Here is a 19,414-nt window from a genome sequence, read left to right on the forward strand (position 1 = left end):
ATGCGTGTGCTTGTCAAAGGGGCCGGCGTTGCCGGCCTGACGGTGGCGTATGAACTGCGCGCTCGAGATGCCGAGGTCACCGTGCTGGATCCATATGACGGTTTCCTGCGTGCTGCTTCGTGGCTCGCGGGCGGAATGTTGGCGCCCTGGTGCGAGCGGGAGAGTGCTGATGACGCGGTACTCATGCGCGGTCTCACCGCCGCCGACAAATGGGAGGCAATGGTGCCGGGAGAGGTGCGACGCAACGGAACGCTCGTGGTCGCCTCGGCCCGCGATCTTGGTGAACTGCGACGCTTTGCCTGCCGCACGACGGGTTATGAATGGCTGGAAGAGCCGGCGATTGCGGCGCTGGAACCCTCACTTGGCGGGCGGTTCCGGCACGGGCTGTTCTTTCGCCGCGAAGCCCATCTCGATCCCCGGCGAGTTTTGAGTCTGCTGCGCACCAAGCTGACGGCTCAGGGGGTCACCTTCGTGGGCGAGAGCTCGCATGAGGAGAGCTTCGACAGTGTCGTCGATTGCACGGGCGCTGCGCGCATTGGTGAGGCCGAGGAGTTACGCGGCGTCCGTGGCGAAATGCTTTACCTTAGAAGCTTTGACGTGGATCTCTCCCGGCCGGTCCGCCTGCTCCATCCGCGTTTCCCCGTCTACATCGTCCCGCGCGGAGACGGTCTGTTCATGGTCGGCGCGACGATGATCGAGACGGAATTCGACGGGCCTATTGTCGCCCGTTCACTGATGGAACTGCTCAACGCTGCATACACGCTATTTCCGGCCTTTGCCGATGCAACTATAATCGAAACGGGTGTCGGAATCCGCCCAGCCTTTCCGGACAATCTTCCCCGCGCAAGCCGTCAGGGAAAGGTGATCTCGCTCAACGGCCTCTACCGACACGGTTTTCTGCTCGCGCCAGCTATGGCGGCCGAGGCCGTTGAACTTGTCTACAACCAACACACTACGGGAAGGAACGCCTCATGAAAGTGATCGTTAATGGCGAGAACCAGGATGTCGCGGCTGACACGCTGTCGGAGCTTTTGGTCCTGATGGAATACGAGGGTGACTGGCTGGCGACAGCCGTCAACGGTGAGCTGGTCCATCGCGAAGACCGGTTCGATCGTTCGCTCAGCGACAATGACAGGATCGAAATCCTGTCGCCGATGCAGGGAGGCTGATGGATGCTGACGCTTTATGGCGCCGAAATAAACTCCCGTCTGCTGCTCGGCACAGCGCGATATCCCTCTCCTGCCGTCCTCTCCGAGGCCGTCAGGCAATCGGCGACGGAAATCGTCACCGTCTCGCTTCGCCGTGAGATGTCTGGCGGCCGCAGTGGGGGAGCCTTCTTCGAGATGATCCGCGCGCTCGGCGTTCGTATCCTTCCCAACACTGCAGGTTGCCACAGCGTCGCGGAAGCCGTGCTGACCGCAAAGATGGCCCGCGAGCTGTTCGCCACCGACTGGATCAAGCTCGAGGTCATCGGCAACCATGATACGTTACAGCCGGATGTTTTCGGTCTCGTCGAGGCGGCTCGCATTCTCGTCGGCGAAGGTTTCGAAGTCTTCCCGTACACGACCGACGATTTGGTCGTGGCCGAACGACTGCTGGAGGCCGGCTGCAAGGTGCTGATGCCTTGGTGCGCACCGATCGGCAGTGCCGCCGGGCCGCTCAATCCGACAGCGCTCAGGGCAATGCGGGCGCATTTCCCTGACGTGTCGCTGATCGTCGATGCCGGCATCGGTCGGCCGTCGCACGCAACTGCGGTGATGGAGCTCGGTTTCGATGCGGTTCTGCTCAACACCGCCGTTGCTGGCGCCGGAGATCCCGCGGCGATGGCAGGCGCATTTGCCGCGGCAATCGCCGCCGGCAATCAAGCCTTTAAAGCCGGCCTGATGGAGCCGCGCGACATGGCCGTACCCTCTACGCCGGTGATCGGAAAGGCGGTGTTCACATGAAGCTCGATCCGTTCTACCTGATCGTGGACAGCGCCGAGTGGATTGCCCGGCTGGTACCGCTTGGCGTCAAGCTGGTGCAGTTGCGCATCAAGGATCGTCCGAGGACTGAACTATGCGCCGAGATTCGTCGCGCAGTAGCAGTCTGCGCTAAACATCAATGTCAGCTGATCGTCAACGACTATTGGCGGCTTGCGATCGAGGAAGGTTGCGGCTTCGTCCATCTCGGCCAGGAGGACCTTGCGACAGCGGACCTCGACGCGATACGAGCGAGTGGCCTGAAGCTTGGCGTCTCAACGCATGACGAACGCGAGCTGGAAATCGCACTGGCAGCAAGGCCTGATTATATCGCACTCGGCCCGGTCTACACGACGATCCTCAAGCAGATGAAATGGCCGCCGCAAGGGCTGACGCGGCTGAGCGAATGGAAATCGCGCATCGGCGACCTGCCTCTCGTCGCCATCGGCGGGTTGAATGTCGAACGGATCGAAGGCGTCCTTGCTCACGGGGCGGATAGCGTCGCCGTCGTGACCGACGTGATGCGGCATGAAAATCCGGAACTTAGAACAAAGCAATGGATCATCGCCACAGCGCAGGCGCGAACCCACAATCTTCAGTAAGCCGCCAGGAAACCTGGGTAATGGATAGTAGAACCTACGGGTCGTCAAGGTAGTGGCATCGCTTTAAATCCGTCGCCTTGAACGGCTTCGATCCAACGATCCGCTTTTTCAAACTGAATATCAATGAAAATTCCGGCTCTTCACCTTCAGCGTATCGATATGAAGGTCGGGCACCTATCCCGAGCCCGACACTATGCCGAGCCCATTCCCTAAAGCCCGAGATTTCCGGTAATTCAGGATGGAAAGCTCGGCATAATAATTTGTTTCCGCAATAGAAACTTAGCGGAGACACTGACCTTGCCCCGTTGAAATAATCCATTTTGAAGTAAGCTCTGGCCCATTTGAGAGGACCAGAGGATGAAGCGCAATCGTTTCACAGACGAACAGATCATCGGCATATTGAAGGAGCACGAGGCAGGCACGCCGGTCTCGGAGCTTTGCCGCAAGCATGGCGTTAGCGATGCCAGCATCTATAAATGGAAGGCCAAGTTCGGCGGCATGGAGGTGTCCGAGGCCAAGCGGCTGAAGACGCTTGAGGACGAGAACACGAAGCTGAAGCGGCTTCTGGCGGATGCGATGCTCGACAATGCTGCCTTGAAAGACCTTTTGGGAAAGAAGTGGTGACGCCCGCGGCCAAGCGGAAAGCTGTTGCGCATCTGATGAGCCATCATGGGATGAGCGAACGGCGGGCGTGTAAAGCCATTGGTTTTTGCCGAATGACGGTCCGTTATGAGACCAGGCGCGACGATGATCATGAGCTTCGCGAGCGAATGAAGGCGTTGGCGCATGAACGTCGCCGCTTCGGATATCGACGCATTCATGTGCTGCTCCGGCGGGAGGGTCACCTCGTGAACCACAAGAGGCTCTTCCGGCTCTATCGGGAGGAGAAACTGACGGTGCGCAAGCGCGGCGGTCGCAAGCGAGCGATAGGCACGCGAGCGCCGATGCTGGTGCCGATGGTGGCCAATGATCGCTGGTCGCTAGACTTCGTGTCGGATCAGTTCACCGATGGGCGCAGATTGCGGATTCTGACCGTCGTCGATGATTGCACGAGGGAGTGCCTGGCGCTCGTCGCCGATACATCGCTTTCCGGTCTTCGCGTCGCACGGGAGCTTGACCGGATTATCGAGGAGCGCGGCAAGCCGAGGATGATCGTCAGCGACAACGGCAGCGAGTTCACCAGCAACGCGATCCTGCAATGGGCGGACCGGACCAAGGTTGACTGGCATTACATCGCGCCTGGAAAACCGATCCAGAACGCTTTTATCGAAAGCTTCAACGGGCGGCTGCGAGACGAGTTCTTGAATGAAACTCTGTTCTCGTCGCTTGCTCACGCCCGGTCTGCGCTTTCAAACTGGCGTAGCGATTACAACGATCAACGCCCGCATTCAGGCCTTGGCTGGCTGACACCGGCCGAATTCGCTCAGACACTCAACCCGCGACGTGATGCGGTGCTGCGCAGCCGAAATGGCTCCGCACCGCAACCCGCCGCTACCGAACCAACAACAGCAACCAAAAACCGCTGGAGCGAACTCAAAACTGGATAAAACTTGGGGGCAAGGTCAACCCTTTCCAAGCAAGCAGGATGGACGGTCAGCTTCCTTCCAGACCCCTCACAGCGCTTTTGGTTTCACGAGCGAGGCAGGATGTCCATTTCGCATCCGGAAGCTGTAGGTGCCCAGACCCTCGGCGGGCAACGATCATGAACTTCAGGGACATCTGATGATTTTTGGGCGACATTCTGAATCTGTCGGCCTCCTGGGACCGCCGTTCGGATTTGCGCCAGCGAAACAAGGATGTGCGTGCTTCCTGATTGACGTCGATCCACATTAACCTTGCAACAGGCATTGGACTTTCCCAGCGGGCTGATATCTACTAGCGCCTCAACCCATAAGGGTGCTGGAGGCGAAGTGTCGAAATTTCTACTTATCGACTGAGTCACGGCGCCAAACATTGGCGGGTTGAAATTAATTAGGCGCTTTTACTGGCGCCGTGGGGGCGGACGTTTGAAAAAAATCGATTTACACATCCACACCAAGACGAGCTCTCAAGATAAGAATTTTCTCTTCAGCCTCGATACTCTTAAACGATATGCCGCCGATGCGGAATTAGACTGTATCGCTATTACCAACCATAACCTCTTTGATCGGCAGCAATTCGATGAAATTCGATCTAGTCTCGATATCCTCGTTCTGCCAGGCATAGAGGTTGATGTTGAAAGATGCCACATACTGGTGTTGGCTGACGGCCTAGACCTATTTAGGTTTTCTCAGTGTTGCGATGAGGTGGAGAGACAATGGGAGAAGACAAAATTACCACTTTCGTATGAGCAGTTCGGGTCTATTTTTGGCGACATCAGTAAATACTTACTAATCCCACATTATCAAAAAAATCCGTTCATTAGCCCAGAAAGCCTGGCAAAGTTCGGACTTCATATTTACTGCGGCGAAGTTAGCAGCCCTAGAAAGTTCATTTCTTGTCTCAAAGACCCAGAGATGCTCGTACCAGTGTTTTTCAGCGATTGCCGAATTACAGAAACGCTTACTGAACTTCCTACCAAGCAGACATATGTCGATTGCGCTGAAATGACATTCGGCAACCTTCGACAGGTTCTAAAGGACAGAGATAAAGTGGCTCTGTCCAAGCTGAACGGGAATAGCCACTTCGAGATATTTGATGACGGTCAGAAACTCTCAGCTGGCCTTAACGTGCTGCTAGGAGATCGTTCGTCAGGTAAATCTCATACTCTCCAGAGAATCTGTGACTGGTTTGGCGCCGAAAATACTCGGTATATACGTCAGTTCGACCTTGTGGCCCGACATGAAGCCGAAGACGAACAAAAATTCAAAGATTTCCTTAGTGAAAAGACCACCCTTTACTCTCGGGAGTATCTAGAAGACTTGCAGATCGCGGTTGGTCAGGTACTCGAAATTGACCTAAAATCCGACGAGGTCTCGGTGGAGCAATATGTGTCGTCGCTGGTGGCTTATGCCCGCGACACAAGCAAACATGACGCGTTCTCAAAAGCTATCCTCTACAATGAGGAGCTATTTCAACTAAAAAACCTAGAGGGCTTAGAGAAACTAATATCCGCGACAAAGAGGCTTGTGAGTAACGTCGAGTATAGACCAATAATAGATAAGCACATTGCTCTACCGCAGCTTCATAAATTGTATGTGGAATTGATGACGAACTTCTGCAGGCAAAAAGAAGCGAATCAAAAGAAGGAGTGGGTAAATACTGGCATCCAAGACATAAAAGCGAAGCTTCAAAGAAAGTCTTCGGCGCCTAGTGTGACGGACGTTGACCTCCTGAGAATCGCAACCAACAAAAGAGCTGCAGCTAAATTCGAAGAGCTCGTTAAAGCGGCACGCGTAAGCAAAATTTCGCATCGAAAGAAGAAGGGAAGCTTTGAGATTGTTGCCCAAGTCGGACCCTTCACAAACGCTGGCGATCTCAAAGAAGTCTCCAGATCGAAAAAGGGCTTTAGTGCCGCCTTTGCCAGGTACGATAGGCCTTATGAATTCTTACAGGAGCTTCGAAAGATTGGATCTCCAGTCGAAGCATCTGACTTCAGCAAATATCTGGTCAAAGTTGAATATAAAATCCTGAACAAAGATGGTCTAGTTGCGTCCGGAGGCGAAAGATCGGAATTTTTCTTGCTAGATAAAATAGAGGGCGCAAGTTCGGCAGAGGTTCTACTCATAGATGAGCCGGAATCGTCATTCGACAACCATTTCTTGAAGGCGGAAGTAAATGAGATCATTAAGGAAATGTCAAAAAAGATGCCGGTGGTCGTCGTCACCCATAATAACACTGTGGGTGTTTCGATCCGACCCGATTACATCCTCTATGCTAAAAAAGAGGTAACAGGCAGAGAAATCAAATGGCGAATTTTTTCTGGCTCGCCGACCAGCAAGACGCTCAAGTCCACAGACGGACATGAGCTGACAACCAGAGAGATACTCCTTGGCAACTTGGAGGCAGGCGTTGCTACTTACGAGGAAAGGAGCGCAACCTATGAAAATCTTAAAAATTGAAAGCGGACGGGGCTATTTTAGGATCGAAAGTTCGGCAGAATGGCGGGAAATTGATCAAATTGATAAAGATGGGCTGCTTGCGCTACTGGACTTGTTCCTTGATGCCGATACCGAAATGGACGCGCCTGACGAAACCATTTTGCACAACGAGGTAGACAAGATCATTTACACCCACGTTTTCCAAAAGCTTTCGTCGCTATCGGATAGCAAATCTACGTTCAAAGATGACAGTGAGCGCCTATACTTCGACGAGATAACGAAGTACGCAACGGGCTGACATAATGCCCAGAGAAATCCGTTTCATCGAGCTGATTTTATGGGGAAGGGTTTGTGCCGCCGACCGTTTGCTGATCGTCTCGGGTTTCCGTTGAGCAACGACACGCTTCTTCGAACCGTTCGGCGATATGATCGCCCACCACCGCCGCCAAGCGTTATCGGCATTGATGACTGGGCGTGGCGTCGCAATCATCGATATGGCACGATCATCTGCGACCTTGAGCCCGTATACCTTCCCGAGGCTTGGCAGGCTCTGCAACAGCGGGCCGCTATCGCACTCGGCTTCCCGCTCGGCATTTTCATCACCGGGTTTGCTTTTGTCTGGGCATGCTCAGGATTCGCACGTCCAAAGGCTCCCTGATGTACGGCTATCTGATCGACCTCTACCATGTGACCGTCAAACATCTTTCGAACCTGAAATTCGACAAGAACAGCGAGGTTCACCGAACGCTGGTGTCTCTCTATGCCAGCATCATTGAGTTGACGAACAGCGCGATCCAGATCCGCGAGGCCGGAGCCTATACCGGCATGGACGTGCTCCTCCGGTCGGCAATGGAAGCTCACGTCGATTTGATCAATCTGGCAAACGACAGCGAGTACCTAAAGGCGATGCTCGCCGTGTACCACAAGGAGTGGATCAAGCTCGCGAGCGACGGAGTGAAGGAGGAGAATCCCTTCCTTTCCTACTTCAGGGATAACCCCGAGGTAGTGGACAAGCTGGAGCACCACAAGGCCGAGCTGAAGGCATACACCGACCAGTACAGCATTCCGACCAACTTCGATAAGTTCAAGATGGCGGGGATGGAGAACGAGTACCGCTCGATCTACAACAGCCTCTGCAACGACAGCCATAACAACATCAGGGCGCTGACGTCACGGCGTTTTCGCGTCCATGACAAGGGCCACGAGCTGGTCATATTCGACAAGCTCAGCCGGGAAGATCTAGCCGCGACGCTGGATTCCTTCATCGCCATCGTGAACCAGTCGAATTACATCATGCACGACTACTTCAGGTCGGATGAAGGGGTGAAAGAAAAGCTCTCAGCTTTCAAGCGATACCGGGAGGAGAAGGGTTTGTCGTGGGTGGATGAGCTAGAGGCGTAGGCTCCATCGCAAGCGAAAAGTATTCGCCGCTGCTCATGCCTTCCCTCACTTCTTCCAGATAGGTGTGATCCACCCCATAAACCTTGTCCCGCGCCTGGGCGATGATGACCTTGTTTGTCCCGGCCACCACCGCATGTGGTGCAGCCATCGAAAGCGCATCATTGAAACGGGTTTTGGCTATCGTGAACAGCTTGTCAGGGCTGATCGGAATGGCGACATGCCCGTTTGGCCCGCCGAGCCCTGACGTCATGATGAGCGGGCGATCACAAGTCAGGAGGCGGCGGTTTGCCGTCTTCACATCCGTCACCATCCAATCCATGCCCACCAGCGTGTCCAGAACCTTCCTGTTCTGGGCCAGCCTTGTGCTGACGATAATCGCCGACAGCTCCGGCATATCCGGATTAGCCTGCCTTAAAGCCTCCTCAGCCGTCTCCGGCATTCCTTCCTTACGAAGGCGGCGCCAGATCTTCTCCGTTTTGGCGTCGGGCTTGGAAAAGTCCCGCTTCATCCGCTCCTTGAATTTGGCGATTTCGGTGGGATTGCGCATGCCGAGCCACAGGAGGAACCGCGCCCACTCGTACTTCTCCTTATCAGTCAGAGGCTCAGCCCGCAGCAGCTTGTCCCGCACATTGGCGGCAGAGGTGTCCACTTCCTGATTGAAGATCCGCTCGACGTTCTGTTTCGTCTCCTCGGTCGCGCCAGGGAGCGTGTAGAGGTTCGATACTCTGCTCGTCTTCTGCGTTACCCAGCGGCGTGAGCGGATTTCCATCGTCGGCGGGACACGACCATACTCCACTAGCTTCCGGTCTGTCTTGCTCAGCCAAGGTCGCAGATAGAGTTGCGGTATAAAATGATGGTCTTCTTCGCCTGCGGCCACGGATGCCACCTCCAAGAGGAATTCCCTGTTTTTATATCACTTGCTCCAGCGAAAAGGTAAACGAGCATCTTTGACAAAGCGAAAATGCGCAAAATGATTCCCACTATTTCGGCCTTAATTTTGCGTTAACACCATTGAAATCATTGGTATCTTAGCTTCACAAGTTGACAAATCCTTACACCCCATTTTGGGTCGTTCAAATGAAACGCGACTAAAAATTAAGAGTTGAAGCATAGCATCTGACTCGCAAGCAAAGTCGCTTGCTTCCAACTGAGGCCACTGCTATGAGAATAACAGCGCTTTTCAAGCGGCTCTTCCTTGCGTCCATTTTTATGTTTGTAAGCGGATTCTTAGATGAAGCTGGCGGGAAGACGTTCGACGTCCTCTGGGACAGGCTGGGACCGTCCATCACATCAGGCGACCATCCCTAGGCGAACGCGATGTTCCTCGATCATGCATTTGTCGGTAACCGATGTTCCGCGGTATCAGTCGTGCTTTTACTTCGTGCCCGCCGGATGCGAGGTGCTGCTTCTGCGCCGGAACCATATGCTGGTTGGCGAGTGGTGCCAGATCGCAGGCGCGATCGAGGAGGGCGAGAACGGCTGGGAGGCAGCGCTGTTCGAAGTCAACGAGGAAACAAATCTCGCCTCCAAGCGTCTGTATTCCGCAGACATTTGTGAGCAGTTCTACGAGGCCGATCGTGATGCCATCAGCATCTTACCGGTTTTTGTCGGCTTCGTGGATGCTGATGCGACCGTCGTCATAAATCACTAGCATAGCGAGTTTCGATGGGCGTCGTTCGAGACCACCTTGGGAATGGTGCCATTTGCTGGGCAACGTCATGTGCTGAGGCATGTGGAGGCGGAATTTGTAAGGCGTGAGCCGGTTCGGCATTTGCTAATCGCAGCTGCTTCCCGGGCGGCCTGAACAAAAAGCGACTTTGCAATGCCTCGATACGTGGATTTGACCGAAGCGGGATCGAACCTGGCAAGAGTCGGCCGGACTCATCGGAGCCGTCAGGTGCCGTTCCCCGTCATCAAGTAGCTATCGACCTTGAATGACGGGATGGCTAGCAGCGATTGAGCCAATGGTCCTGCTTCCATGACCTCTAAAGTCTGCTCATCGGGCTAAGATGAAGTCGCGCTGTTGGGATGCCTATCGCATCGGCCGCTAACCACACAGCGACATCGTCACCGTAATAGCTGATGGTCCACTGAGCTTTCGGGTTAACACCATCTAGCACGGCCCGAAAATATGGCTCATCGACCTGCGCTAGCGAATGCCCGAGCACGAAAATCTCCGTGACATGGCTGAGAGCGTCAAAAAACCCCGTCTTGCGCGCGAGAATTTCGGATGTCGGTTTGTATGTCTTTGCTAGCAAATCATCGATCAGCTCAAAACCACCGGCCACACGGACATCGGTATCCTCGTCGGTAAATCGCGAGCGCAGTTCGGATGCCTGACGATCCCATGCGTGACCAAGGATAATCTCGGCGGTGGAGTCTAACGCAGATCCGTGAATGTGCAGGATACGGTCGTCGGAAATACCGTATATCCGCTGCAAGGTTGGCGTGTAATTGAAATTCAGAAAGACCGCGTTCGGGTCGATGCACCTTACTGGCACGGCGATTTGGGTAGGTATGGCAACCGTTCGAACCCAGTCTGCGAAATGTTTGCGTAATGTCATGGCTATAGCGTCGCAGATCTGCTCGATTTCATATTCGTAGTCGTGATGTCCAGAGTCGCTCCAGTCATCCGCTCCGTACGAAGCCAGAAAATTCTCGGCATAGTCTTCGATCTGATCTACATCGACCTCAGCTAGCCGTTCTTCGAGGACGCTCCAAAGGTCCTTGTCGGGCACGACGTATTCCTCGGCTATGCGGAATGTGCGTTGGTCCACCCGTTCGAGATATGACGCGAAATCGGAGTATTTGGACTCGATGTTATGATGAAGATCGAAGCCATTTCCGATGACGAATAGCTTGCTTGTCACGATCTACAGATTCCCTAGGATGCTGCGGCCTGAGACGAAATCATAAACCGATTCAGTTCAATTTTTCGCTTGACCTGCCACTGAACTTTCATCCAGCGGCGACTAGAGCCCCGGCGGTTTTGAATACGCCAAGTGGCGCGGTGGGAGCAACCGGCGGAAACGCGAAGCTTTCATCTTGCGCAGCGTTGGAGCCGGTTGCGGCGATGGTCCCGGCAAAGTCTGCCGGGGTTTTGTATCCGAGCGATGAGTGCGGCCGGAAATGGTTGTAATCGTCCGCCCATTCAGCAATGGCGCTGCGGGCATGATCGAGGCCGAAGAACAGGCTTTCGTTGAGCAACTCGTCGCGCATCCGGCCGTTGAAAGACTCAACATAGCCGTTCTGCATTGGCTTCCCCGGCGCAATATAGTGCCATTCGACCTTGTGATCTTTCGACCAGGCGAGGATGGCATTCGAAGTTAGTTCGGTGCCGTTGTCGGAGACAATCATTCCGGGCTTGCCGCGTCGTTCGATCAGCGTCGTCAGTTCTCGGGCGACGCGCCGACCGGATAGACGTGTCCGGGATTGCTGCCAAGCATTCGCGCGTCACGTCATCGACAATGTTGAGCACACGGAAGCGTCTGCCGCAGGCAAACTGATCATGCACGAAGTCCAGCGACCAGCGGGCATTGGCCTTCGCTTCAACCAGGATCGGCGCACGCGTGCCGACCGCACGCCGCCTGGCTTTCCGCTTGCGAACGGAAAGACCTTCCTCGCGATAGAGCCGGTAGATGCGATTGACCCCGGACGGCTCTCCGTCCCGCCGAAGCAGGACGAACAGCCGACGGTAGCCGAAACGACGCCGCTCATTGGCGAGGTCGCGCAGCTTCGTCCGCAGTTCAACCTCCGGCGATCGGCTTGACCGGTAACGGATCGTCTTGCGGTCGGCAGATATAATCTGGCAGGCCCGCCGCTCCGAAAGACCCATGACGGCCTTCAGATGCGTGACGGCGTCACGCTGGGCGGCAGGCCCTACCATTTTTTTGCAAGAAGCTCGCGGAGCGCGGCTGCATCAAGCATCTGTTCGGCCAGCAGCTTCTTCAGCCTCGCATTCTCATCCTCGAGCGCCTTCAGCCGCTTCGCCTCGGAGACTTCCATGCCGCCATATTTGGCTTTCCAGTTATAAAACGTCGCTTCTGAAATCCCGTGCTTGCGGCAGAGGTCGGCCACCTTCGCGCCTGCCTCCTGCTCCTTCAGCACTGCAATAATCTGCTCTTCCGTAAATCTCTGCTTCTTCATTCGTCCGTCCTTTAATGGGCCGGACTCTAATCCATCCTGGAGGAAATTCGCAGTGGCAGGTCACGCTCACTATGGTGTTTACGGCATCAAGATCTGGAGGGATACCCATGCGCCGAGAAGAGGTAGATGACGAACTAAAAGAGCTTGCGTTCGAGTTCCTCTATTTCTTTTCACGTTTTGAGTATGCATTGAAGGCTAATGGCTACCTGAAAAAGGAGGGAGTGGGCCAACCCGCGGAAGCCGGCTGGCAGAAACTCCTCACGCGCTGGGAATCAGGGTATGTTCTGACAGACACGGCGGCGGCTCTGATAGCTGCCAATCCACAAAAGCAGGTCGTTGGAGCCGATCGCTCGCTCGAATTTCGCCCGTTGGCAGTGAACGGACTTTCGACCATGGGTCAGGTGATAGGCCATTGCCAAACGGTGCGAAACAACCTCTTCCATGGTGGTAAGTCTGGGGCGAAGGGTTTCGACGACCCAAAGCGCACCAAAAAATTGCTTTCGCTCACACTCGCGTTGCTCGGAGAGCTTGCAACATCGTGTGACCTAATGAATGACTACACCGGCTACTACTGACACACAAGCAGGCGCGTGCCGTAACGTTTTCCCCTCGCAATCTTTATCTTAGAACGCTTAGAGTCCAATGTCAGCTCATCTCCAAGCTCAAATCCGACAAAAATTGCAGCAAATCCATGCGGTCGATCTTCAAAAGCTTGCTGAAGATCTTGCGTGCGTCAAATTTCCAAATCGGTTTGGAAGCCATATCTTAAGGCGCGGAGGCCGCAATGACGAGGATCAGACAACGAAAGGGTGGCCGGATGCTTTTGTGGTAACGGGCAGCAACGAGGTCGATGGAGTTGAAGCAACTAGGCAGGATACGACCTGGAGAAATCACCTTGAAGCGGACCTCTCTCATGCCCAAGATCCGGATCACAGAAATCTATCCGGTTACGTTTTCGTAGGAGGTTATCCATCTGATGCTCCGTCCGCAGCTAATCTTGATCAATGGCTTGATCGCTTCGCGGCATTGGGCATAGAAAGATCGAAGATCACAATTCTTGTCGGCAGCGACCTTGTGCTCGAGCTCTGCCGACCTGAATATGCACTCGTTCGTCAATTGCATCTAGGACTGAGGACAGTTCCTGACTGGTTCAGGATGCTCGGTGAGACCGTTATCAGCGACAATAAACTAGGTCTTTTCCAACCGACACTCGATGAGTATCGGGCGGGTGCAGTATGGCGCCCGGCCATTACTGACGGCGTGATCGCCGATCTAATGCGGACCGGTGCTTCTGTCGTCCGAGGTTACGGCGCTGCAGGTAAAACGACATTAGCCGAACTCGTAGCGCGGGATCCGCTTATCGCACCAAACCCTGTCTGGTACGTCGATATCTCACGCGCCACAGATGAGTTAGCAGGCTCAGATTTGCTCAATGCGATGTCGAGTTTGGGAGCGAAAAATACCCTTTTCATCATCGACAACATTCACATCGACCACGCTTACGCTGCAAGGATCTACGATACGTGGTTCCGCCATCTTCATCCGATTGGAGCAAGAATTCTCTTGCTAGGCCGATACACCGAAAAGCGCGGGCTCCGCTTGGCTGGCGATCCGCCCGTCCACGAACTGCGCGCGGGGATCGACGAAATGAACGCAGTCGTGGGCAGGCTAGCGTTACGCGAAGGCGTATCTATCGTTCGCGCACCGCCACTGGCTCTCGATAGATGGGCCGAAACCTTCGGCGGAAGCAGGTCTAAGCCAGAAATAGCAGTCGACTTGGTTGCTTTCACCGCAGCAGTTGACCGTAGATTACAAAACTTAGTGAATGGCGACTTTCGGCTGGCGGCTTACGATGCCGTCGACGCCGTCCGTGCCAGATATCTTCAACCTCTTACAGCGGTCGGAGAACTTTCAAACATCCTTCGACTTGCTGCCGTCGCCGAGTTTGAAGTCCCCTTAGCGGAAGATCAAATCCCTACCCTGGCGACTGGATTTGACACCGCAATCAACACTCTTGGTTTAGTTGTCTTTGAAGACCTTGGTGAAGCGCGCAGGCGGCACTACCGCCTTATTCATCCTGCTCTTGGTCCGCTGCTCCTTGAGGCGATGGGCCCTGGATTTGACGTGGAGGCTGAGAGATTATTGGCAGCCTCCCAAAGTCTCGTTTTGGGTCGGCGCATTTCGGCTGCAATCAGAAGGTCGAAGCGCTCTAGCCGGTCATCTGAATCGTTTGACATTGTTGTCAACAACGCAATAGGAGAAGTCGGCTGGCCACAGCGGTGTCATACGTTGCAGGAACTATCAAATCTTGCTGTGTATGCCGTTACTTCGCATCTCTTGACGAATGAACAGGTCGACGAACAAATAGTCGCGGCGCGCGCGATCGAAACATTGATGAAACGCTCGCCATCTGTCTGGTCCATAAATCAATTCTTATCGCGCGCACAAAATATTGGATTTCCAAAGTCCGCTGCTTTGATCGGTCGTGTCGTATTCGATAGCTCCTTCATGGAGATGATACATGCTCGTCCAGCAAGCGAAGTCTCTGCCTTCGTACGTCTTCTTCCCAATGGCTCCGAGGCGCTGGCTGCGATCGACTTAATCGCGTGGGAAGCGGCTCAGCATTATGCCAGATCCGAGGCAGCGAAGGAGACTGTCTCAGCCGCCTGGCATTTCGAAAGGTTGGACCGATCCGAGTTGTCCGTCGCGCCGGCATTACAGCAGATTCGACGAGCAGATCCGGCTCTGTGGCAGGCTGGCTTCGCTCTTGGTCACCTATCCCGATTGATCCGAATAGCGAATGCGAGTCGCAAGGAGCTCAACGTTCTGCTCTTAGAATTGAGGGATGCGGGGTGGTTGGCTGGCGCCGTAAGTGTTGGCAGCACCGGAGCAATAGCAGGTGCCCTTTTGTCCTTGGCCAACTACCTCCCTCCAGAATTGAGACAACATTTGCTGGTGCCAGAGTTGGCGAAACGGGTATTTGATGAACTGGGCAACCTCGGAGAGAATGGAAAATACCTGAGCCGGCCGTTATGTCTTCTAGGCGGGTTCGCGACGTTAGGAGGCCAAGTTCCCAACGGGATAAGAAAAGACTGGCACTTTGATCCCAATGCCGAGCTCGCATTGGACGAGGTTTCACACAGCGAGGAGCCAACGGGCATCGGTACCTATGAACTGCAGCTATGGCTTGGGATAAAAGCGATAAACCTCGCTGGGGGCGGTCCCGTTAGCGTTCCAGAGTCCCGAGGGACAAGTTTCCTCCGGCGGCTGCGCAGGGCCACTCCACCCACTTCTCAAGCACGGAGAACGCAAGAAGAGCTGTGCACTTGGCTGCTCGCCCGAGAGGCAACAAACTGGATGCTGATCGAGCATAGCTAGTCGATCGCACTGTCATATCACTCCCCATGCCCGAAACCTCCCCCTCCCCGTCATCTCGCGCAGGCCCAGCTCCAAAACAATCCGCCGCGCCGCCTGCGGCGTCACATCGAGCGCCTTCGCCACCATCCCGGCCGACACCAACGGCTTTGCCATCACGAGCTCGACCAACTCCGGCAGCTTTGAAGACGTCCGGCGTCCGTCCAGCTTCCGCTCCATCATTTTTCGCGCGAGCGCCAGACGATCGTGCTCCTTCAGCCCGATCTCGGCGGCCGCGACCAGGCCTTGGGCGATGGCCAGAAGCCGGGTTTCGCGATCACGATTCCGGCGCCGATCGACGGGAATGGTTTTCAGGCCAAGATTGATGGCGGCAAGATGGGCGCCGCTCGTAACGCCGGCCTGGCGCAGGATCGAGGCGGCCAGCAGCCGGCCGAGCCAAGGCGCGTGCTGAAGGACGGACAGTTCGTTCCAGGCATCAAGGGCGACGATCGCTTGAAGCATTGCCGGCAGGTCGTCCGCCTGCCGCAACACGCCGCGCCATTCTTCCAGCCGCGCGTCCTCGTCCCAATCGAGATCGTAGACCAGCGGATCTTTTTCCGCAGCACGGCTGCCGCCGGGCCTTGTTGCGTTCGCGATTGCGGCTTCCGACCGGGCCAGCACCGCATCGATCGCGGCATAGTCGACACCCGGGCGGTTCTCGATCTCGTCGATATCTTCCCCCTCCCCTTCCGCGGCGATCGCGAGCGCCGGCCGAATAACTCCGGCCGTCGTCGCCTCGTCCCCGCCGCCCGACCCGATCTCCGAGGTTTTCCGCAGCGAGCGGATGCCGTCGGCAGAGAGCGCCCAATCCGGGGATTGGCCGGCGATCCGCCGACGAGTGCGCAGGACGTCGCGGGCGATTGTCAGCTCATGGGTCGGTGTGCGAATATCCTTAGTGGCGTCGTGGAGGACGAGGTCTTCGAGATGGACGAGTTCGCCGTCGATCCACGATGAGGCGCAGGCGTCGGTGAAGTGGGAGCGTTCGACGAAGCCCTGCCCGACAGGTGAACGAGCGATACGCTCGTCGAGACGCGTGAGCGCGATACCGGCGTCGAAAGCCGGACGAATAAAGGCTGTCATGCTGATTCTCGCGAGATCGTAAGCCATTGAAATCATGGTAAATGATTTCTTATGGGAACTCTATAATTATATTACGGTTCCTCACATGGTATGATTGCTGGTTGAGGCTTTAACCATCGATAAGTACTGGTTATCGATGGTTGTTGATCTGGAGTCGCAAATCAGCAATGTCGGTCGCCCTCGATGACCGGAAATCCCTGGTTTTCCGGCCTTTTTGGCAGATTTCGGCTAGGATCGGTGGAACGGGCGCTGCTCCGCGGGCCGCTCACGGCGGTCCTGGCATTCGGCTATGATGCGGCTTCCCTCATCATTGTTCTGCTCAGCCGACCGTTCTTGCCCCTCTCCTCCTCCGATCTCCTTATTTTCAGGCATTTCCGCCACAGATGGCCGCCAGAGCGCGCTTCACGCTGGTTGCTGCCGGATGCCCGTTCGACGTCGCATTTCGAGTCTGGTGGGGCTGCATTTACCATATAAAACACGCTTGCAACTGGTCATTTTCTCATGCATTCCTTGCCTGTACAAAGCACTTGAAAAGCGCCCGAAAAAACCATGGTAAAACGGCAAGTCGCCAATCCACCACCAGTTCCAAAGCGTCTCATTGGCTACGCCCGCGTCTCGACCGACGATCAGGTCCATGACGCACAGATGGACGAGCTGCGTGCCGCCGGCTGTGAGCGGATATTTCAGGAACAGGGCTCCGGCGCATCGCGGGCGCGACCAGTTCTGACAAGGCTGCTCGGAGACCTCACCGCCGGCGATGTGCTTGTCGTCGTCCGGCTGGATCGTCTCGCCAGATCGGTCAGCCATCTGTTGCAGGTGATCGAGGACCTCGAAGAGCGTGGTGCACATTTTCGGTCGATCCGCGATCCGATCGATACGTCCACGCCGCAGGGCATGTTTTCTCTCCAGGTCCTTGGCGCCGTCGCGCAGCTCGAACGTGCGCTGATCGCCGAGCGAACCAAGGCAGGCATCAAGGCGGCAAAAGCCCGCGGCAGGCTGCCAGGCAATCCAGGTCTTCGGGAGAGGCGGCCGGAGGCGATCAAGGCTGTGTCGAAGGCGCGGCAAAAACTCTATATCGACGAGCTGATCTCCTCTGCCCAGACCTGGCTCCCGACTGTTCGGCAACTTCGCCCGAAGCATAGCTGGGACAACGTTGTGCGGGTCCTCAATCGTCGAGGCCATGACTGGACGGTGGAAAGGCTACGTCGCGCCGTGCATCGGATGGTCCGCGAAAAGTTGGCGGACCCCGAGCTATTGGTCCGCTCTCCACGCCGCGCGCCAGAAGATCACCTCATGAAGCTTGTCGCAGCGATTGCCATTGCCGATCCCGGCCTGTCGCTGCGCGACATTGCCAGCCAGCTTGATCAGATGGGAGAGCGACCGGCGCGCGGAGGACGCAAATGGCAGCCATCATCCGTTCGCAACTTGCTGGATGAGGCGCATCGGTTCGGCCTCATCCGTCATTGAGGCACGGAGCATCAACCTACCGATTGCGCGGTTTCTCGCTCGTCCCGCTTTCGGCGGCAGAGATTTCCAGCCGTCGCTCTGGATGATGTCGGTGGCGAGCTTCCCGTATTCGTGTTCAGGACGGAGTTTCACGGCTGAAGCCACCTGGTAAAGGGGCTTGGAGATCTGGGGCGGTGGGCCCGAGCTCGAATTGCCGAAAGGCCTTGTGAGCGGACGACGGAAGTCGTGGCGTTTCGGCGACCAGCCCAAAGAGCAGTTCCGTAATCGCCGAATCGTGACCGCCCGCCATGCCGGTGAAAGGCTCGTCAGCGGCGCAATGACCGTCGATGCCGATGGACACCGGCCATAGGGCAGCGGCAGACCCAGCGAGCTTATGTAGGGTGTTCCCTCCGATGTCGTCGCCCAGAAGAAGCGACTTGCCGTGGCGATAAGGTCACGCTCCGGTTCGCCTTTGGCAATGGCGTCGCTGATCACCGTAGCTACCTGCACTATCTCTGCTTGATCGCGCCGCTGAAAACTCCGCGCCTCGAGGCCAATTCCATGCCGAGGACCGACCACTGCTTCGACGCCTGCCCACGATCTCCGGCAATAATGGTCCCTCCCCTCTTCGACATCCTCATCAAGGCACACCGGACAGACGCCTCTGTCCAAGGGATTACTCACGAAAGAGCTCTTGGGCCGACCGGCGCAGTCAGCTTCTCCACAAAAGCGATGGGCCGAATGACCGCCTCGCGAGCCAAAGCCTTTTGCCAGGCTGTCTCGCTGATGAGCATCCTGTCAGGTGTCTGCGCCAGTGAGACCTCCTGGCCGACGTATGGGCTTGGCCACGATCAACCACCGCAGATCGCAAAATGCTCCACGAAAATGACAGTTGGACGACGCCAGGAATTGAAAGGCATTCTACAAAGAACGGCTGCTTTCGGCCCTATGTCGGATGTTCTTGACCAAAGCGATAAGTGGGATCCTGTGCAAAATTTCAGCTGTTCCGACAACCAGATCGAATGCGGTCCGGGCGAAGCTATATGTCGATTGTTCAAAGCAAACTTGTTGCCTCCGATTCTGCCCTGAGTCGGGTCATTCACCGCACTGACGCCCGTCTATGCGTGCCCTTCAATCTTATCGACTCATATTTTTAGCTTCCGTCGCCAGCGGCTTGTTTTGACGAAAGTTCGCTACATCGTTGCTATATCACGATGTTTTAGGCCTAGTGCCTTCGAGAGGAGTTTTGCGTTAAGGTTCTGTTAACCTTAAAGAGCTTGCCCAGGCGTCAGAATCGAGGCTAATTGTAACAGCGGTTGAAAAAGGGTTTTGCCGCATTGAACCG

The 19,414-nt window shown here is 55.7% G+C and carries 15 protein-coding genes and 2 pseudogenes; 12 read left to right on the forward strand and 5 right to left on the reverse strand.

Features of this window, described 5'->3' with window-relative positions; translation table 11 throughout:
• From thiO to FFM81_RS31450, 8 genes are all read left to right on the forward strand, one after another.
• Positions 1–975, forward strand: coding sequence for a glycine oxidase ThiO (gene thiO / locus FFM81_RS31415; protein WP_138386567.1), 975 nt, complete (start codon positions 1–3; stop codon positions 973–975).
• Positions 972–1,169, forward strand: coding sequence for a sulfur carrier protein ThiS (gene thiS, locus FFM81_RS31420; protein WP_138386568.1), 198 nt, complete (start codon positions 972–974; stop codon positions 1,167–1,169). Before thiO ends, thiS begins: the two co-directional genes overlap by 4 nt.
• A 3-nt stretch (positions 1,170–1,172) precedes the next feature.
• Positions 1,173–1,946 (forward strand): thiazole synthase, encoded by a 774-nt coding sequence (locus FFM81_RS31425; protein ID WP_138333701.1) that lies wholly within the window; start codon positions 1,173–1,175, stop codon positions 1,944–1,946.
• Positions 1,943–2,563: a thiamine phosphate synthase gene (locus FFM81_RS31430; protein ID WP_138386569.1), complete on the forward strand. Its 621-nt coding sequence runs from the start codon at positions 1,943–1,945 to the stop codon at positions 2,561–2,563. The genes FFM81_RS31425 and FFM81_RS31430 overlap by 4 nt, the downstream gene beginning before the upstream one ends.
• A gap of 357 nt (positions 2,564–2,920) precedes the next feature.
• Positions 2,921–4,110 (forward strand): IS3-like element ISRle4 family transposase gene (locus tag FFM81_RS31435; protein WP_168317924.1). Its coding sequence is split into 2 segments (ribosomal slippage): positions 2,921–3,170 and positions 3,170–4,110, totalling 1,191 coding nucleotides; the frame shifts between segments, so codons are not numbered across the junction.
• Positions 4,111–4,569: 459 nt separating this feature from the next.
• Positions 4,570–6,603: a PHP domain-containing protein gene (locus FFM81_RS31440; RefSeq protein ID WP_138386364.1), complete on the forward strand. Its 2,034-nt coding sequence runs from the start codon at positions 4,570–4,572 to the stop codon at positions 6,601–6,603.
• Positions 6,584–6,880, forward strand: coding sequence for a hypothetical protein (locus FFM81_RS31445; RefSeq protein ID WP_138386363.1), 297 nt, complete (start codon positions 6,584–6,586; stop codon positions 6,878–6,880). Before FFM81_RS31440 ends, FFM81_RS31445 begins: the two co-directional genes overlap by 20 nt.
• Before the next feature lie 359 nt (positions 6,881–7,239).
• Positions 7,240–7,983: a DUF5677 domain-containing protein gene (locus FFM81_RS31450; protein ID WP_138386362.1), complete on the forward strand. Its 744-nt coding sequence runs from the start codon at positions 7,240–7,242 to the stop codon at positions 7,981–7,983.
• Here FFM81_RS31450 and FFM81_RS31455 read toward each other — a convergent pair.
• A complete protein-coding gene (locus FFM81_RS31455) occupies positions 7,928–8,860 on the reverse strand; it encodes a DUF4238 domain-containing protein (RefSeq protein WP_173883902.1) in 933 nt (310 codons plus the stop codon). The two genes, FFM81_RS31450 and FFM81_RS31455, sit on opposite strands and share 56 nt — an antisense overlap.
• A 440-nt stretch (positions 8,861–9,300) precedes the next feature.
• Here FFM81_RS31455 and FFM81_RS31460 point away from each other — a divergent pair.
• A pseudogene (locus FFM81_RS31460) lies at positions 9,301–9,787 on the forward strand (NUDIX domain-containing protein).
• Between the two features lie 181 nt (positions 9,788–9,968).
• Here the strand turns inward: FFM81_RS31460 and FFM81_RS31465 are convergent.
• Positions 9,969–10,853, reverse strand: coding sequence for a bacteriophage abortive infection AbiH family protein (locus FFM81_RS31465; RefSeq protein WP_173883903.1), 885 nt, complete (start codon positions 10,851–10,853; stop codon positions 9,969–9,971).
• Positions 10,854–10,941: 88 nt separating this feature from the next.
• Positions 10,942–12,129 (reverse strand): annotated as a pseudogene (locus tag FFM81_RS31470) (IS3 family transposase).
• A 107-nt stretch (positions 12,130–12,236) separates the two neighbouring features.
• Here FFM81_RS31470 and FFM81_RS31475 point away from each other — a divergent pair.
• Positions 12,237–12,704, forward strand: coding sequence for a hypothetical protein (locus FFM81_RS31475; RefSeq protein WP_138386359.1), 468 nt, complete (start codon positions 12,237–12,239; stop codon positions 12,702–12,704).
• Positions 12,705–12,771: 67 nt separating this feature from the next.
• The gene (locus tag FFM81_RS31480) at positions 12,772–15,507 is read left to right on the forward strand and encodes a hypothetical protein (protein WP_138386358.1); all 2,736 of its coding nucleotides are present in this window, start codon (positions 12,772–12,774) and stop codon (positions 15,505–15,507) included.
• Between the two features lie 12 nt (positions 15,508–15,519).
• On the opposite strand, the gene FFM81_RS31485 is transcribed toward FFM81_RS31480, so the two are convergent.
• Positions 15,520–16,659: an RHE_PE00001 family protein gene (locus FFM81_RS31485; RefSeq protein WP_138386357.1), complete on the reverse strand. Its 1,140-nt coding sequence runs from the start codon at positions 16,657–16,659 to the stop codon at positions 15,520–15,522.
• A 513-nt stretch (positions 16,660–17,172) separates the two neighbouring features.
• Between FFM81_RS31485 and FFM81_RS31490 the strand changes: the two genes are divergently transcribed.
• Positions 17,173–18,090 (forward strand): recombinase family protein, encoded by a 918-nt coding sequence (locus tag FFM81_RS31490; RefSeq protein ID WP_138386356.1) that lies wholly within the window; start codon positions 17,173–17,175, stop codon positions 18,088–18,090.
• Here the strand turns inward: FFM81_RS31490 and FFM81_RS33050 are convergent.
• Positions 18,034–18,564, reverse strand: coding sequence for a hypothetical protein (locus tag FFM81_RS33050; RefSeq protein ID WP_246401445.1), 531 nt, complete (start codon positions 18,562–18,564; stop codon positions 18,034–18,036). The genes FFM81_RS31490 and FFM81_RS33050 overlap by 57 nt on opposite strands.
• Positions 18,565–19,414 lie beyond the last annotated feature (850 nt).

Origin of the sequence: Rhizobium hidalgonense (assembly GCF_005862185.2) — a bacterium.
GTDB lineage: Bacteria > Pseudomonadota > Alphaproteobacteria > Rhizobiales > Rhizobiaceae > Rhizobium > Rhizobium hidalgonense.

Bases quoted from the DNA above. Each gene is read 5' to 3' on its own strand.
- thiO (WP_138386567.1), top strand. From the start codon at position 1: ATGCGTGTGCTTGTCAAAGGGGCCGGCGTTGCCGGCCTGACGGTGGCG.
- thiS (WP_138386568.1), top strand. From the start codon at position 972: ATGAAAGTGATCGTTAATGGCGAGAACCAGGATGTCGCGGCTGACACG.
- FFM81_RS31425 (WP_138333701.1), top strand. From the start codon at position 1,173: ATGCTGACGCTTTATGGCGCCGAAATAAACTCCCGTCTGCTGCTCGGC.
- FFM81_RS31430 (WP_138386569.1), top strand. From the start codon at position 1,943: ATGAAGCTCGATCCGTTCTACCTGATCGTGGACAGCGCCGAGTGGATT.
- FFM81_RS31445 (WP_138386363.1), top strand. From the start codon at position 6,584: ATGAAAATCTTAAAAATTGAAAGCGGACGGGGCTATTTTAGGATCGAA.
- FFM81_RS31450 (WP_138386362.1), top strand. From the start codon at position 7,240: ATGTACGGCTATCTGATCGACCTCTACCATGTGACCGTCAAACATCTT.
- FFM81_RS31475 (WP_138386359.1), top strand. From the start codon at position 12,237: ATGCGCCGAGAAGAGGTAGATGACGAACTAAAAGAGCTTGCGTTCGAG.
- FFM81_RS31480 (WP_138386358.1), top strand. From the start codon at position 12,772: ATGTCAGCTCATCTCCAAGCTCAAATCCGACAAAAATTGCAGCAAATC.
- FFM81_RS31485 (WP_138386357.1), bottom strand. From the start codon at position 16,659: ATGATTTCAATGGCTTACGATCTCGCGAGAATCAGCATGACAGCCTTT.
- FFM81_RS31490 (WP_138386356.1), top strand. From the start codon at position 17,173: ATGGTAAAACGGCAAGTCGCCAATCCACCACCAGTTCCAAAGCGTCTC.